Origin of the sequence: Sphingomonas sp. Leaf230, assembly GCF_001421745.1 — a bacterium.
In the GTDB taxonomy this organism is placed as follows: Bacteria; Pseudomonadota; Alphaproteobacteria; order Sphingomonadales; family Sphingomonadaceae; genus Sphingomonas.
Genome location: NZ_LMKW01000008.1, coordinates 50,916 through 65,142, shown reverse-complemented (window position 1 = coordinate 65,142; position 14,227 = coordinate 50,916). Strand labels below are relative to the sequence as shown.

The 14,227-nt window shown below is 66.8% G+C and carries 11 protein-coding genes and 1 pseudogene; all 12 read left to right on the top strand.

Annotation, left to right across the window (positions count from 1 at the left end; all coding sequences use genetic code 11):
* Positions 1-125: 125 nt before the first annotated feature.
* Positions 126-653: a division/cell wall cluster transcriptional repressor MraZ gene (locus ASE82_RS05960; protein WP_235518592.1), complete on the top strand. Its 528-nt coding sequence runs from the start codon at positions 126-128 to the stop codon at positions 651-653.
* Positions 650-1,600 (top strand): 16S rRNA (cytosine(1402)-N(4))-methyltransferase RsmH, encoded by a 951-nt coding sequence (gene rsmH / locus ASE82_RS05955; protein WP_056060251.1) that lies wholly within the window; start codon positions 650-652, stop codon positions 1,598-1,600. The genes ASE82_RS05960 and rsmH overlap by 4 nt, the downstream gene beginning before the upstream one ends.
* Positions 1,597-2,286 carry a hypothetical protein gene (locus tag ASE82_RS05950; RefSeq protein ID WP_056060249.1) on the top strand — a complete coding sequence of 230 codons (690 nt, stop codon included), beginning with the start codon at positions 1,597-1,599 and terminating at the stop codon, positions 2,284-2,286. The genes rsmH and ASE82_RS05950 overlap by 4 nt, the downstream gene beginning before the upstream one ends.
* The gene (locus tag ASE82_RS05945) at positions 2,283-4,001 is read left to right on the top strand and encodes a peptidoglycan D,D-transpeptidase FtsI family protein (protein WP_056060247.1); all 1,719 of its coding nucleotides are present in this window, start codon (positions 2,283-2,285) and stop codon (positions 3,999-4,001) included. The genes ASE82_RS05950 and ASE82_RS05945 overlap by 4 nt, the downstream gene beginning before the upstream one ends.
* Positions 4,002-4,011: 10 nt before the next feature.
* Positions 4,012-5,427, top strand: coding sequence for a UDP-N-acetylmuramoyl-L-alanyl-D-glutamate--2,6-diaminopimelate ligase (locus ASE82_RS05940; RefSeq protein ID WP_056060245.1), 1,416 nt, complete (start codon positions 4,012-4,014; stop codon positions 5,425-5,427).
* Between the two features lie 127 nt (positions 5,428-5,554).
* Positions 5,555-6,934: a UDP-N-acetylmuramoyl-tripeptide--D-alanyl-D-alanine ligase gene (locus ASE82_RS05935; RefSeq protein ID WP_056060242.1), complete on the top strand. Its 1,380-nt coding sequence runs from the start codon at positions 5,555-5,557 to the stop codon at positions 6,932-6,934.
* On the top strand, positions 6,935-8,005 hold the full coding sequence (gene mraY / locus ASE82_RS05930) for a phospho-N-acetylmuramoyl-pentapeptide-transferase (protein ID WP_056060239.1): 1,071 nt from the start codon (positions 6,935-6,937) through the stop codon (positions 8,003-8,005). It abuts the gene before it with no gap.
* Positions 8,002-9,378: a UDP-N-acetylmuramoyl-L-alanine--D-glutamate ligase gene (gene murD / locus ASE82_RS05925; protein WP_056060236.1), complete on the top strand. Its 1,377-nt coding sequence runs from the start codon at positions 8,002-8,004 to the stop codon at positions 9,376-9,378. Before mraY ends, murD begins: the two co-directional genes overlap by 4 nt.
* Positions 9,379-9,416: 38 nt before the next feature.
* On the top strand, positions 9,417-10,631 hold the full coding sequence (locus ASE82_RS05920) for an FtsW/RodA/SpoVE family cell cycle protein (protein ID WP_056060233.1): 1,215 nt from the start codon (positions 9,417-9,419) through the stop codon (positions 10,629-10,631).
* Complete coding sequence (gene murG, locus ASE82_RS05915; RefSeq protein ID WP_056060230.1) at positions 10,628-11,770, top strand: undecaprenyldiphospho-muramoylpentapeptide beta-N-acetylglucosaminyltransferase; 1,143 nt, start codon at positions 10,628-10,630, stop codon at positions 11,768-11,770. Before ASE82_RS05920 ends, murG begins: the two co-directional genes overlap by 4 nt.
* A complete protein-coding gene (gene murC / locus ASE82_RS05910) occupies positions 11,767-13,185 on the top strand; it encodes a UDP-N-acetylmuramate--L-alanine ligase (RefSeq protein WP_056060226.1) in 1,419 nt (472 codons plus the stop codon). The genes murG and murC overlap by 4 nt, the downstream gene beginning before the upstream one ends.
* A 50-nt stretch (positions 13,186-13,235) precedes the next feature.
* Positions 13,236-14,189: pseudogene (gene murB, locus ASE82_RS05905) on the top strand (UDP-N-acetylmuramate dehydrogenase); the annotation flags it as partial.
* Between the last annotated feature and the right edge of the window lie 38 nt (positions 14,190-14,227).

Sequence of the window (14,227 nt, the reverse complement as noted above, 5' to 3'; positions counted from 1 at the left end):
TCCCCAAAAATCCCGTTGCGTCCCCGAAGCGCTATGGTAGATGGAGGTTAATACAGGGGCATTTTCATCGTTCGCTGAAAACGCGGTCGAAACGTAGCGATGGCTGCTTTTCGAGGCGGTGAGGCGTGCGCGCCAGTTCGAAGGGTTTTGGCGTGTCGGTACGGGGTCGCTATCAAGGAGACGGTATCGGCCTTGTCGACGACAAGGGCCGGGTAGCCATCCCCTCGGCGCTCCGCACGATGCTTTCGGCAAATGCGCCCAAGGCGAACGGCAAGGACGGCGGTACCATCATCATCGGCGCGCATCAGAAGAATCGCTGCTTGGTCGCGTATGATCCCGGTTACGTCGACATCCTCGCCGAGCGCCTCGATCGCCGCGAATCCGAGAATCCTGCCGAGAACGGCGAGTACGACTACAACATCAAGCGCGCCGCCGCGTCCGGCGAAGCGGTGCCGTTCGACGGCTCCGGGCGCTTCATCATGCCCGCGTTCCCGCGCTTCTATGCGGGCATCAAGGGCCATGCGTTCTTCTACGGCGTGCTCGACTACATCGAGATCTGGGACCCCGCGACGCTGATCGCCACCGACGGCATGCCCCCCGTCGTCAAGGAGATGGCGCGCTTCTACATGGCCGAGAAGGGGGTGCAGCTGTGAGTTCCCCCGACGCACCGCACATTCCCGTCCTGCTCGACGAAGTCCTCGCTGCGCTTTCCCCTGAGCCCGGCGAGACGATGGTCGACGGCACGTTCGGCGCGGGCGGCTATACGCTGGCATTGCTCAAGTCGGGCGCGCGGATCGTCGCGTTCGATCGCGATCCCGACGCGATCGCCAATGGTCGCGCGATGGAAGAGGCCGAAGAAGGCCTGACGCTGATCGCCGCGGACTTCTCGGCGATGGCGTCCGAACTCGAAGCGCGCGGCCTCGCGCCGGTGGACGGCGTCACGCTCGATATCGGCGTGTCGTCGATGCAGCTCGACCAAGCCGAGCGCGGCTTCTCGTTCCAGTCGGATGGCCCGCTCGACATGCGGATGGCGCAGACCGGCATGTCGGCGGCGGACTTCGTCAACGAGGCGGACGAGAACGAGATCGCCGACGTGCTGTATCAGTACGGCGACGAGCCCAAGTCGCGTCGCGTGGCCCGCGCGATCGTCGCGGCGCGCCCGCTGACGCGGACCGGCGAGCTGGCGCACATCGTCCGCCGCGCGCTCGGCTACAAGGCGCACGACAAGAAGGACCCCGCGACGCGCGCGTTCCAGGCGATCCGGATCCACGTGAACCGCGAGTTGGGCGAACTCGCCGACGGGTTGCTGGCGGCCGAGCGCGTGCTGAAACCCGGTGGCCGGCTCGCGATCGTGACGTTCCACAGCCTCGAGGACCGGATGGTGAAGCGCTTCCTGCGCACGCGGTCCGGGGGCTCTCCTTCAGGTTCGCGTCATCTTCCGCAGGTGAAAGCCGTTGCGGAACCTAGTTTTTCTCATGTCGGCCGCGGTGTTCGCGCCGGCGAGGCCGAGATCGCACGCAACCCGCGTGCGCGCTCGGCGACATTACGGACGGCGCGGCGGACCTCCGCGCAACCCTGGACGGAAGAGGTGACGACATGACGGCGGCGTATCGGATGAAGGGTGTGGGCTGGTTCGGGGGCTGCGTAGCCGTCGTGCTCGGTTTCTACCTCGTGTCGCTGCAGGTCGCCGCCGAGCGCAAGAAGCTGGAGGCGGTCAATGGTCAGATACGCTCCGCGCAACGCGACATCCGTGCGCTGGAAACCGAGTTCGACACGCGGGGCAATCTGGCCCAGCTCGAACGCTGGAACGGCGATACGCTGGCGCTGTCGGCACCGACCGCGGGCCAGTTCGTCGTGAGCGAGGCCGCGCTCGCGGCGCTCGACGTCAACAGCCTGCGCGCGGACGGGGTCCAGACCGCCGCGCTGCTCGTGCCGTCGGGGGCGGGGTCCGTCGTCTCCACGTCGATCGTGCCGGTGACCGCTGCTCCTGCCGTGGTGAAGCTTGCTCCGGTGCAGATGGCGCAGGTCAGCGCACCCCGCGCGATGAACGTCGCGATCCAGGCCGCGTCTAAGACCGCGCTCAAGCCGGTCGTGATCCGCGCGTCGGTGTCGACGCCGCGCTCCGCCGAAGCCGCACTCGTCCGCGCCGCCAAGACCGAACGCCTCGCCGCCGTCGCGAAGGTCCGTCCGCAGGCAGTGGCGATGCTCGACCGCAAGCTCCTGTCCGACACGACGTTGGGTGACATCATGAGCGGCGCGCGCTCCGAGAGCCGTAAGCGGCGGTGACCGCCTTGGTCGCCCGGCCCGTCTCGCAGCAACGTAGCGCCAACCAGCGTCATGCACTGGTGGCGACGGCGCACACGCGCCTGATGATGCTGATGTTCCTGTTCGGAGCAGCGGTGCTGGTGGTGGTCGGGCGGCTCGGGATGCTGGCGGTGCAGGCGTCGCTCGCCGATCCGCAGGCGCGCTCGGCGGCGATCGCGGCGCGGGGCGACATCGTCGACCGTAATGGCGCGCCGCTCGCGCGGACGATCGATGCGTGGACGATCGCGGTGCACCCGAAGAAGCTGATCGGCGATCCGACCGAGATCGCCAGCAAGCTCGCCGCGCTGATGCCCGAGGCGGGCGACCAGGCGCATTATTATTCGCTGCTGACGTCGGGCAAGAGCTTCATCTATCTCCAGCGGCGTGCGTCGCCGGCGCTGGTCGAACAGGTCAATGCGATCGGCGAGCCGGCGATCGTGTTCGACCGCGATACGCAGCGGCTGTATCCGCAATCGACGATGGCGGCGCATGCGCTCGGCTTCCTGTCGACCGCGGGCCACGGCATGAGCGGGATGGAGCGCGTGCTCGACGAGCGGCTGACCAATCCTGCACTCAACGGTACGCCGGTGGCGCTGTCGCTCGACAACCGCGTCCAGGCGGCAATGGAGAGCGAACTCGGTCGCGCGATGACGACGTTTTCGGCGCGAGGGGCGGGCGGCATCGTCCTCGACGTGGCGACCGGCGAGGTGATCGCGATGGTCTCGCTGCCGACGTTCAATCCCAACCGCGTCGGCATGTCGGGCAGCGAACAGCTCCGCAACATCACGACGCAGAGCGTGTTCGAGCTTGGCTCGACGTTCAAGCCGATCACGATGGCGACCGCGATGGACACGGGTGTCGTCACATCGTTCGCGCGGCGCTTCGATGCGACTCATCCGCTCCAGGTCGGCCGCTTTACGATTCACGACGAGCGCGGCGATCCGAAGCGCTGGCTCAATATGGCCGAGACGCTGATCTACTCGTCCAACATCGCCACCGCACGTGTGGCCGACGAGGTCGGGCCCGCGAAGATGCAGGCGATGTTCAAGAAGCTCGGCTTCGATACCAAGCCCGATATCGAACTGCGTGAGAAGGGCCGTCCGTTGTGGCCGAAATACTGGGCGCGCACGACGACGATGACCACCGCCTATGGCCACGGCATCGCGGTGACCCCGCTGCATCTGGCGAGCGCTTATGCGGCTTTGGTCAATGGCGGGATCTGGCGGCCGGCGACGTTGCTGAAGGTCGCGCCGGGTCATGCGGTTGCCGGTCGTCGCGTCATCAGCGAGCAGACCAGCGCGCGGATGCGGCAGATGCTGCGGCTGATCGTGCAGCGCGGCACGGGTCGCAAGGGCGATGCACCGGGCTACCGGGTCGGTGGCAAGACCGGGACGGCCGAGGCGGCGGTGTCGGGCGGGTACGACCACTCGCGCAACGTCGCGACGTTTGCCGCGGCGTTCCCGATGGATGCGCCACGCTATGTCGTGTTGGCGATGCTCGATTCGCCGCTCGGCACGAAGGAAACCGCCGGGTGGAAGACCGCGGCGTGGAATACCGCGCCGGTCGTGGGACGCACGATCTCGCGCGTCGGGGCGATCCTCGGCGTGGTGCCCGATGCGCACCGAGATATCGACGTGTCTGACATCCTGCCGACTTTGTGGCAGGACCCGTCGCGTACACAGCCGACCGGGCAATGAGGACTATTGCATGAAACTCGCAGCGCTGACCGACGGGACGGAAGAGGCGCAGGTGACGGGGTTCGCGATCGATCACCGCAAGGTCGCGCCGGGCACGGTATTCGGCGCATTCGAAGGCGCGCGCGTGAATGGCGAGGATTATATCGACGACGCGATCCGCTCGGGCGCGATTGCAGTGGTGGCTCGGCCTGGGCTGACGGTCGAGGGCGCCACCTACATCGCCGACGACAATCCCCGCGAGCGGTTTGCGCAACTGGCGGCGAAGTTCTTCGCGCCGTTTCCCGAGACATCGGTGGCGATTACCGGCACCAACGGGAAGACGTCGTGCGTCGAGATGACTCGGCAGCTCTGGCGGATGGCGGGGTTTCCTGCGGCGTCGATCGGTACGCTGGGGGTTACGACGGCTGACGAGCGGGTGACGACTGGGCTGACGACGCCGGACGTGGTGACGTTCCTGTCGAACGTGGCGGGGCTCGCGCGTGAAGGCGTGACGCACCTTGCGTTCGAGGCGTCGAGCCACGGGCTGACGCAGTATCGGACTGAAGGGCTCAAGGTCGCTGCAGCCGCATTCACTAATCTCAGTCGCGACCATCTCGACTACCACGGCGACATGGCGGCGTATTTCACCGCCAAGATAAGGCTGTTCTCCGAAGTGCTTTCGACGGACGGCGCGGCAGTCGTCTGGGCTGACGATCCGCAGTCGGCACGCGTGATCGACCTAGCACGGGAGCGTGGCAATCGGCTGATCACGGTCGGGACGCAGGGCGAGACGCTGCGATTGGTTGGCCGTGACCCGACTCTGCTGGGGCAGGGGCTGACGATCGAGGCTGACGGCCAGACGTACAAGGTCACCTTGCCGCTGATCGGTGCATACCAGGCAGCGAATGCGCTGGTATCGGCTGGGCTGGTGATCGCGACCGGTGGTGACGTGGCCGCGACGATCGCCAATCTCGCGCGGTTGCAGCCGGTGCGCGGGCGGCTGGAACGCGCCGTGATCGCGAAGTCGGGTGCGCCGGTGTATGTCGACTACGCGCATACGCCGGACGCTCTCGAAGCGGCAATCGCTGCGCTCAAGCCGCACGCAGGTGGCAAACTCATCGTGGTATTCGGGGCAGGCGGCGATCGCGATACCGGCAAGCGTGAGACGATGGGGCAGGTCGCGGTGCAACACGCCGACCGCGTGATCGTCACCGACGACAATCCGCGGACCGAGGATGCGCGGGCGATCCGTTGCGACGTCCTGAAGGGTGCGCGCGGGGCTGAGGAAATTGGCGACCGGCGTGCGGCGATCGCCGCGGCGGTGCGGGAGGCTGGGCCCGAGGATATCGTGCTGATCGCGGGCAAGGGGCATGAACAAGGCCAGATCGTTGGCGACATGGTGCTGCCGTTCGATGATGTGACGGTTGCGCGGGAGTGCGCGGCGTGAGGACGGCAACATCTTCATTCCCCTCCGGCCTGCGGGAGGGGCTAGGGGAGGGCGCGACGTACGTACTGGCGTCCGGCCTGTTTGGTCAGCCCCTCCCCCGACCCCTCCCGCAGGCGGGAGGGGAGCAGTGAGTCTCTGGACCTCGGCCGAGATCGCGGCTGCTACCGGTGGTGTGGCGTCTGGCGACTTCGCAGTCAGCGGCGTCGCCTTCGACTCGCGCGAAGTCGGGCCCGGCGATCTCTTCGTCGCGATGAAGGGCGAGGCCAGCAACGGACACCTCTTCCTCGACCAGGCCTTCGCACAGGGCGCGGCGGGGGCAATCGTGTCCGAGCCTTGCGACCATCCGCACGTCCTTGTTGCGGATAGCTTTGCCGCATTAAACGCACTCGGCCGCGCCAGCCGCGCACGCACCACCGCGAAGATCATCGGCGTCACCGGCTCCGTCGGCAAGACGAGCGCCAAGGAAGCCCTGTTCGCCTGCCTCGACCGCGCATCCCCCGGCGAAGTGCATCGCTCGGTCAAGAGCTACAACAATCACACCGGCGTCCCGCTCAGCCTCGCGCGGATGCCGCGCGACGCGAAGTTCGGCGTGTTCGAGATGGGGATGAACCATGCCGGCGAACTCGCCGAGCTGACCCAGCTCGTCCGCCCGCATATCGCGATGATCACAGCGATCGCGCCGGCGCATACCGCGTTCTTCCCTGATGAAAGCGCGATCGCCGATGCCAAGGGCGAGATCTTTGGCGGGCTCGAACCGGACGGGACTGCGATCGTGCCCTATGACAGCCCGCACCGCGACCGGCTGCTCGGCCATGCCGCACCACACGCCACGCACATCGTCACGTTCGGCAGCGAAAAGGGCGCCGATGTCCGTGCGATCGAGGCGATGCGCCTGCCGACCGGCGGGACGTTTGTCACCGCGCGGATGGGGCAGGGGGCCGAGCACGAGCTGAGCTTCACGATCGCGCAGCCCGGCGCACATTGGGTGTCGAACGCGCTGGGCGTGCTGGCCTGCGCGCAGGCGGCCGGGGGCGATCTCGGGCTGGCCGGGCTGGCGCTGGCTGAGCTTGGTGGGCTGCAAGGTCGCGGTGCGCGGTTGCTCGTCGAGGTCGGCGACGGGCAGGCGCTGGTGATCGACGAGAGCTACAACGCCAACCCCGCCTCGATGCGCGCGACGCTCAGCGTCCTCGGCCACGAGCTCGGTCGTCACATCGCGGTACTCGGCGAAATGCGCGAGCTTGGCGAGGGCTCCGACGACTATCATGCAGCCCTTGCCGAGCCGATCCTCGCCGCGCGCGTCGAAATGGCGCTGCTCGTCGGTGAAGCGATGGCGCCGTTAGCGCAGGTGCTTGAGGGACAGATCGAAACCGTCCATGTGGGCGACGCTGCGGCCGCGCTCGCGTCGTTACGGACGATCCTGGCGCCGGGCGATGTCGTGCTCGTCAAGGGATCGAACGGGGTGGGCCTCGCGCGGGTGGTGGCGGGCCTCAAGGGCGGGATTATTTGAATGTTGTACTGGCTCGCCGAGCATCTGGGATTTCCCGGCCTGCTGAACCTCATCCGTTACCAGACGGTGCGGACCGGTGGCGCCGTCGCGACCGCGCTGTTCATCGGCCTGATCATCGGACCGAAGTTCATCGGCTGGTTGCGCGTGCGGCAGGGCAAGGGCCAGCCGATCCGCGCCGACGGCCCGCAGTCTCATCTGGCGAAGCGCGGCACGCCGACGATGGGCGGGCTGATGATCCTCACCTCGATGTGTCTCGCCATCTTCCTGTGGATGGACCTGAGCAACCCGTATGTCTGGGCGTGCCTGTTCGTGACGCTCGGCTTCGGGACGATCGGGTTCCTCGACGACTATGACAAGGTGCGCAAGGCGAGCACCGCGGGGATCAGCGGGCGTACGCGGTTGCTGCTCGAATTCATCATCGCCGGCGTCGCCGCGACGATCATCATGTCGCAGAACGGCCCGCATCTGTATTTGCCGTTCACGTCGCGCATGTACCTGGATCTCGGCTGGTTCTTCCCGGTGTTCGCGGCGTTCACGATCGTGTCGTTCGGTAATGCGGTGAACCTCACGGATGGGCTCGACGGGCTGGCGACGATGCCGGTGATCATCGCCAGCGTCGCGTTCATGGTGATCGTGTACCTGGTCGGAAACGTGAAGTTCGCCGATTACCTCGGTATTCCGCACGTCCCTCGTGCGGGTGAGTTGGCGATATTTTGCGGGGCGATCGTCGGCGCGGGGCTTGCGTTCCTGTGGTTCAATGCGCCGCCAGCTGCGGTGTTCATGGGCGATACCGGGAGCCTCGCGCTCGGCGGTGCGCTGGGGACGATCGCGGTCGTCGCGCATCACGAGATCGTGCTGGGGATAATCGGCGGGCTGTTCGTGATCGAGGCGCTGTCGGTGATCATCCAGGTGTTCTTCTACAAGCGCACCGGCAAGCGTGTGTTCCGGATGGCGCCCATCCACCATCATTTCGAACAGCTCGGCTGGGCCGAGGCGACGGTGGTGATCCGCTTCTGGATCATCGCGCTGGTGCTGGCGCTGGTCGGTCTCTCGACGTTGAAGCTGCGGTGATTATCGCGGAGGCTTGGCGCGGGAAACGCTATGCGGTGCTGGGGCTGGCGCGGTCTGGGGCTGCGACTGTGCGGGCTTTGGTGGCTGGTGGGGCGCAGGTCGTCGCTTGGGACTCCGACGAGGCGAAGCGTGATGTCTTCACTCCCTCTCCCCTTCGGGGAGAGGGGCGGGGTGAGGGGCAGCCCAGCAGTATTGCGTCTGGAACAGCCCCTCACCCAACCCTCTCCCCGGAGGGGAGAGGGCTTTTAGAAGTCGCACCGCTTGACGATCTCTCGGGCTTTGACGCTCTGGTCGTATCGCCGGGGGTGCCGTTGAACACGCATCCGCTTGCCGCGGCCGCGCGCGCGGCGGGCGTCTCCGTCATCGGCGACATCGAACTCTTCGCGCAGGCCCGAGAGGACCTCCCGCAGCACATGGTCGTCGGCATCACCGGCACCAACGGCAAGTCGACCACCACCGCGCTCGTCCATCACATCCTCAAGACCGCAGGCATCCCCACGCTGATGGGCGGCAATATCGGCCTGCCGATCCTCGAGCAGGAAGCGCTCCCCGAGAGCGGAGTCTACGTGCTCGAACTGTCGAGCTACCAGATCGACCTGACGCAGGCGCTCGATTGCGACGTTGCGGTGCTGCTCAACATCACGCCGGATCATCTCGACCGGTACGACGGCTTCGAAGGCTATGCGGCCTCCAAGGCGCGGCTGTTCGCGATGCAGTCGGCCGAGCATGAAGCCGTCATCGGCATCGGCGATGCGCCGTCCGCGCAGATCGCGCGCGGGCTGTCGGCGAAGGGCGAGCACCTCACCAAGATCGCGCCTGGCGTGTGCATGGATCAGAGCAGCTGGCCGACGCTTCAGGGCCCGCACAACGCCCAGAATGCACTTGCCGCGATCGCCGTGGTCAAGGCACTGGGCGTGAGCGAAGTCGACATCGACCGTGGCCTGATGAGTTTCACGGGCCTGCCGCACCGGATGGAGCAGATCGCCTCATATGGCGGCGTTGCCTATGTCGACGACAGCAAGGCGACCAATCCCGAGAGCACCGCGCCGGCTTTGGCTGCGTTCGACCGGGTCCACTGGATCGTCGGTGGGCGCGCGAAGGGCGACGACCTCGACGCCTGCAAGCCCGCCTTCGGACACGTCGTCCACGCCTACACGATCGGCGAGGCTGGCCCGAAATTCGCTGAGATCCTGAAGGACTCCATGCCCGTCGATAACGTCGGCACGCTCGACGCTGCCGTCCGCAGCGCCGCCGCTAACGCCAAGCCGGGCGACACTGTCTTGTTATCCCCCGCCTGTGCTAGCTTCGACCAGTTTCGCGATTACGAAGCGCGCGGGGCCGCGTTCCGCGCGGCGGTGGAGTCGCTGGCATGACCGATATCCGCGCTGGTAGGATCGACGTTAGGGGCGATATGGGCACACCGAAGACCAGCATCGTCGCCAAGCTGAAGCGGCGCGGCGGGCGGGGCGATCAGTCGCCGCTCGGCACGTGGTTCTGGGATATCGACCGGATGCTGCTGCTGCTGACGCTGTTCCTGATCGCGATCGGGCTGATTGCGGTCGCGGCGGCGTCGCCGGCAAGCGCGGTCCGTTATTCGGGCGAGCACCACAAGATCGCGCCGCTCTACTATTTCTGGCGGCAGTTGATGTGGGTCGGCGTTTCGCTGCCGGTGCTGTTCGGCGTGTCGATGATGCCCGTGTCGATGGCGCGGCGGATGGCGATCGGCGGCTGCGCGCTGTTCGTGCTGATGCTGATGGTGACGCCGTTCATCGGGGTCGAGGCGAACGGCGCGCGGCGCTGGCTCGGCGTCGGGTTCGCGCAGTTCCAGCCTTCCGAGTTCCTGAAGCCGCTGTTCATCGTCACGGTCGCGTGGCTGTTGTCGTTGCGCGCGAAGGATGCCGAGCTGCCGACCGTGCTGATCACCGGCGCGATGACCGCGGGCGTGGCTGTGCTGCTGATGCTGCAACCCGATTTCGGCCAGACGATCATCTTCTGCTCGGTGTGGATGGCGCTGCTGATGATCGCGGGGACGCCGGCCAAGGTGATGCTCGGCCTCGTCGCGATGGCCCCGGCGGGGCTGATTGCCGCCTATGTCTTCTACGGCGTGGCGCGGTCGCGGATCGATGCGTTCCTGTTTCCCGGTGTCGAGGGCGAGGGCGCAGGCGATCATTTCCAGACGAATGCGGCGCATAACACGCTGACCGCAGGCGGTTGGACCGGAACAGGCCCCGGCGCGGGTGCGGCGAAATTCGGGCTGCCCGAGGCGCATACCGACTATATCTTCTCGGTGATCGGCGAGGAATTCGGGCTGATCGCATGCTCGGTGATCGCGGTGATCTTCTTGGCGATCGTCGTGCGCGTGTTCGTCAAGTTGCTGGACGAGCAGGACGAATTCAAGCTGCTCGCCTCCGCGGGCCTCGCCACGCAGTTCGGCGCGCAGGCGCTGGTGAGCATGGCGGTCAACACCGGCCTCGCGCCGTCTAAGGGTATGACGCTGCCGTTCATCAGCTATGGCGGATCGTCGATGATCGCGTTGTCGGTCGGCATGGGGTTGCTGCTGGCGTTTACCCGGCGCAATCCGTTTCTCACGCGGAGCCCCTATGTCGTCCGCTGGAGTGGTGAATGAGTAAGCATTATGTCCTCGCAGCCGGTGGGACCGGGGGACACATGGTCCCGGCAGCGGCGCTCGCGGCCGAACTGACCAAGCGCGGCCACCGTGTCGCGCTGGTCAGCGACGCGCGCGGCGTGCGGTTTCCGGGGCTGTTCGAGGATATCCAGACGCATGTCCTGCCGGCGGGACGCTTTACCGGCGGGCCGCTCGGCTGGGCGCGGGCCACGCGGGAGATGTGGCGCGGGCGGGCGATGGCGCGCGAGCTGTACCGGACGTTCAAGCCCGCCGCGGTGATCGGCTTCGGTGGCTATCCTGCATTGCCGGCATTGCTCGCGGCGTTCGCGGACAAGATTCCGACTGCGGTGCACGAGCAGAACGCGGTGCTGGGGCGCGTGAACCGCTTCGTCGCGGGGCGCGTCGACGCGATCGCGACCTCGTCCGAGCCGACCGAGCGCCTCGCGCCGAAGCTGCTGGGCAAGGCGCATCTGGTCGGCAATCCGGTGCGCGAGGCGGTGCTGGCGTTGCGCTCGCGACCGTATCCGCTGCTAGAGGAGGACGGGATCTTCCGTGTGCTCGTGACCGGCGGGAGCCAGGGAGCGAGCATCCTGTCGCAGGTCGTGCCCGATGGTCTGGCGATGCTCCCGGTGACGTTCCGGCGGCGGTTGCAGGTGACGCATCAGGCGCGGATCGAGGATATCGACGCGGTTCGCGCCAAGTACGCCGAGCATCATATTCCGGCCGAGCTGGCGACGTATCTGCCCGATATGCCCGAGCAACTGGCGTGGGCGCATCTGGTCATCGCACGTGCGGGCGCTTCGACGATTTCGGAACTTACCGCGGCGGGGCGTCCGGCGATTTTGGTGCCTCTGCCGGGCGCAACCGACGATCACCAGACCGTGAACGCGCGCGAGATCACGCGGGCGGGCGGTGCGCGAACGATTGCGCAAGGAGACTTTACCGCAGTGGAACTGGCCAAGCAGATGCAGAAACTCGGGCTCGATCCGGCGGCGTTGCAGAACGCGGCGGGGCGTGCGCGCAGTTGCGGGCGGCCGAACGCGGCGAGCGATCTGGCGGATCTGGTCGAGAGCCTAGACGCACCGTTGTCGCGCATTCCGGTCGGTGTGCCCTCCAAGCCCAAGGCGCAGTTCGCATGAAGGGCGTCGCAACGGATATCGGCACGATCCACTTCGTCGGGATCGGCGGGATCGGCATGTCGGGCATCGCCGAGGTGATGAAGAACCTCGGCTACCGCGTGCAGGGCTCGGACGTCGCCGAGGGCTATGTCGTGCAGGGGTTGCGCGACAAGGGCATCCCGGTCGCGATCGGCCATGCGGCGTCGAACATCGGCGACGCCGCGGTGGTGGTAGTGTCGACCGCGATCGTGCGTTCGAACCCGGAGGTCGAGGCGGCGCTCAATGCGCGCGTGCCGGTGGTGCGGCGGGCGGAAATGCTCGCCGAACTGATGCGCCTGAAGTCGACCGTCGCGGTCGCGGGTACGCACGGCAAGACCACGACGACCTCGATGGTCGCGGCATTGCTCGATGCCGGCGGCGTCGATCCGACCGTCATCAACGGCGGGATCATCAACTCGTACGGCTCGAACGCGCGACTGGGTGCGAGCAACTGGATGGTGGTCGAGGCGGACGAGAGCGACGGCAGCTTCCTGCGGCTCGACGGGACGATCGCGGTGGTCACCAACATCGATCCCGAGCATCTCGACCATTACGGCTCGTTCGACGCGGTGAAGGATGCGTTCGTCGAGTTTGTCGAGAACGTGCCATTCTATGGCGCGGCGCTGCTGTGCCTCGATCATCCGGAGGTGCAGGGGATCCTGCCGCGGGTGCGCGATCGTCGGGTCGTTACGTACGGTTTCTCGGCGCAGGCGGATGTGCGCGGGGTGGAGGTCACCCCGATTCCAGGCGGCAACCGCTTCGATTGCGTGGTGCGTGAGCGCGATGGCGCGACGCGGACGATCGTGGGAATCGAGATGCCGATGCCTGGGCGGCATAACGTTCAGAACGCTCTGGCGGCGATCGGCGTGGCATTGGAACTGGGAATTGCGGACGCGACGATCCAGCAGGGGTTCGCCAAGTTCGGCGGCGTGAAGCGGCGGTTCACTAAGGTGGGCGAAGTGGCCGGTGTCACGATCATCGACGATTACGGGCATCATCCGGTCGAGATCCGGGCCGTGCTGGCGGCAGCGCGCGAGGGCGTGAAGGGGCGCGTGATCGCAGTCGTGCAGCCGCATCGCTATTCGCGGCTCGGCAATCTGATGGAGGATTTCCAGACGGCCTTCAACGATGCGGACCGGGTGTTGGTGACGCCGGTCTACGCGGCCGGCGAGGCGCCTGTCGAGGGCGTCGATGCGGCGGCTCTGGTCGAGGGGTTGAAGCGGCGCGGGCACCGGTTTGCGGGTGTGGTCGCGGACGCGGATGCGCTGGCGGTGGAACTAGCGGCGACGATCGAGGCTGACGACATGGTTGTTTGTCTGGGGGCTGGCGACATCACGAAATGGGCTGCCGGTCTCGCCGATGCGATCGCTGCCGAACGCGCGAAGGTGCTGGCGTGAGTGGCGCGTCGCAAATCCTCCCCGGTACGGGGAGGGGGACCATGCAAGGGATGGTGGAGGGGGGCGTCCACGAGCGTAACGCTTCTGGCAGAGCCCCCTCCACCGCCTTTGGCGGTCCCCCTCCCCGTGCCGGGGAGGACCTGCGTGGTACTCTGACGGCTAATGGCAGTCTGGCGGACTTTATCTGGTTTCGTACCGGTGGCCCGGCGGAGTGGCTGGTGCGGCCTTCGGATGTCGAGGATCTGGCGGGGTTGCTGAAGGCTCTCGATCCTTCGACGTCGGTGCTGCCGATCGGCGTAGGCTCGAACCTGATCGTACGCGATGGCGGCGTGCCGGGGGTCGTGGTGCGGCTTCCCAAGGCTATGGCGAAGGTTTCGGTGCAGGACGGTCGCGTTCGTGCGGGCGCGGGGGCGATGGGGATTACCGTTGCCAGTGCCGCGCGGGATGCTGGGATTGCCGGGCTTGAGTTTCTGCGTGGGATACCGGGTACTGTCGGCGGAGCGGTTCGGATGAACGCGGGTGCTTATGGTCGCGATGTCAGCGATATTCTGGTCGAGGCTACCGTGGTTACGCGGGAGGGTTCGGTCGAAGTCTGGTCCGCCGAGAAACTCGGGTTCACCTATCGTCATTCGGACCTGCCGGCCGGCGCGGTCGTGGTCGAAGCGGTGTTCTTCGGCACGCCCGGCGAGCCCGCCGTGATCGGTGCGGAGATGGACCGGATCGCCGCCGAGCGCGAGGCTTCGCAGCCTTTGCGGTCGCGCACCGGGGGCTCGACGTTCAAGAATCCCGAGGGGCACAAGGCTTGGGCGTTGATCGACGCGGCCGGGTGCCGGGGGCTGACTCGCGGCGATGCGCAGGTCAGTGAGAAGCATTGCAATTTCCTGCTGAACCTCGGGTCCGCATCGAGCGCGGAGATCGAGGCGTTGGGTGAAGAGGTACGGGACAGAGTGAAGGCGCATTCGGGGGTGACGTTGGAGTGGGAAATCCAGCGGGTCGGCATCGCTGCTCCCTCTCCCCTGCGGGGAGACGGTCGGGGTGAGGG

Excerpts from the sequence above, each read along its gene's own strand:
- mraY (WP_056060239.1), top strand. The coding sequence starts at position 6,935 with ATGTTGTACTGGCTCGCCGAGCATCTGGGATTTCCCGGCCTGCTGAAC.
- ASE82_RS05950 (WP_056060249.1), top strand. The coding sequence starts at position 1,597 with ATGACGGCGGCGTATCGGATGAAGGGTGTGGGCTGGTTCGGGGGCTGC.
- ASE82_RS05940 (WP_056060245.1), top strand. The coding sequence starts at position 4,012 with ATGAAACTCGCAGCGCTGACCGACGGGACGGAAGAGGCGCAGGTGACG.
- murC (WP_056060226.1), top strand. The coding sequence starts at position 11,767 with ATGAAGGGCGTCGCAACGGATATCGGCACGATCCACTTCGTCGGGATC.
- murG (WP_056060230.1), top strand. The coding sequence starts at position 10,628 with ATGAGTAAGCATTATGTCCTCGCAGCCGGTGGGACCGGGGGACACATG.
- ASE82_RS05920 (WP_056060233.1), top strand. The coding sequence starts at position 9,417 with ATGGGCACACCGAAGACCAGCATCGTCGCCAAGCTGAAGCGGCGCGGC.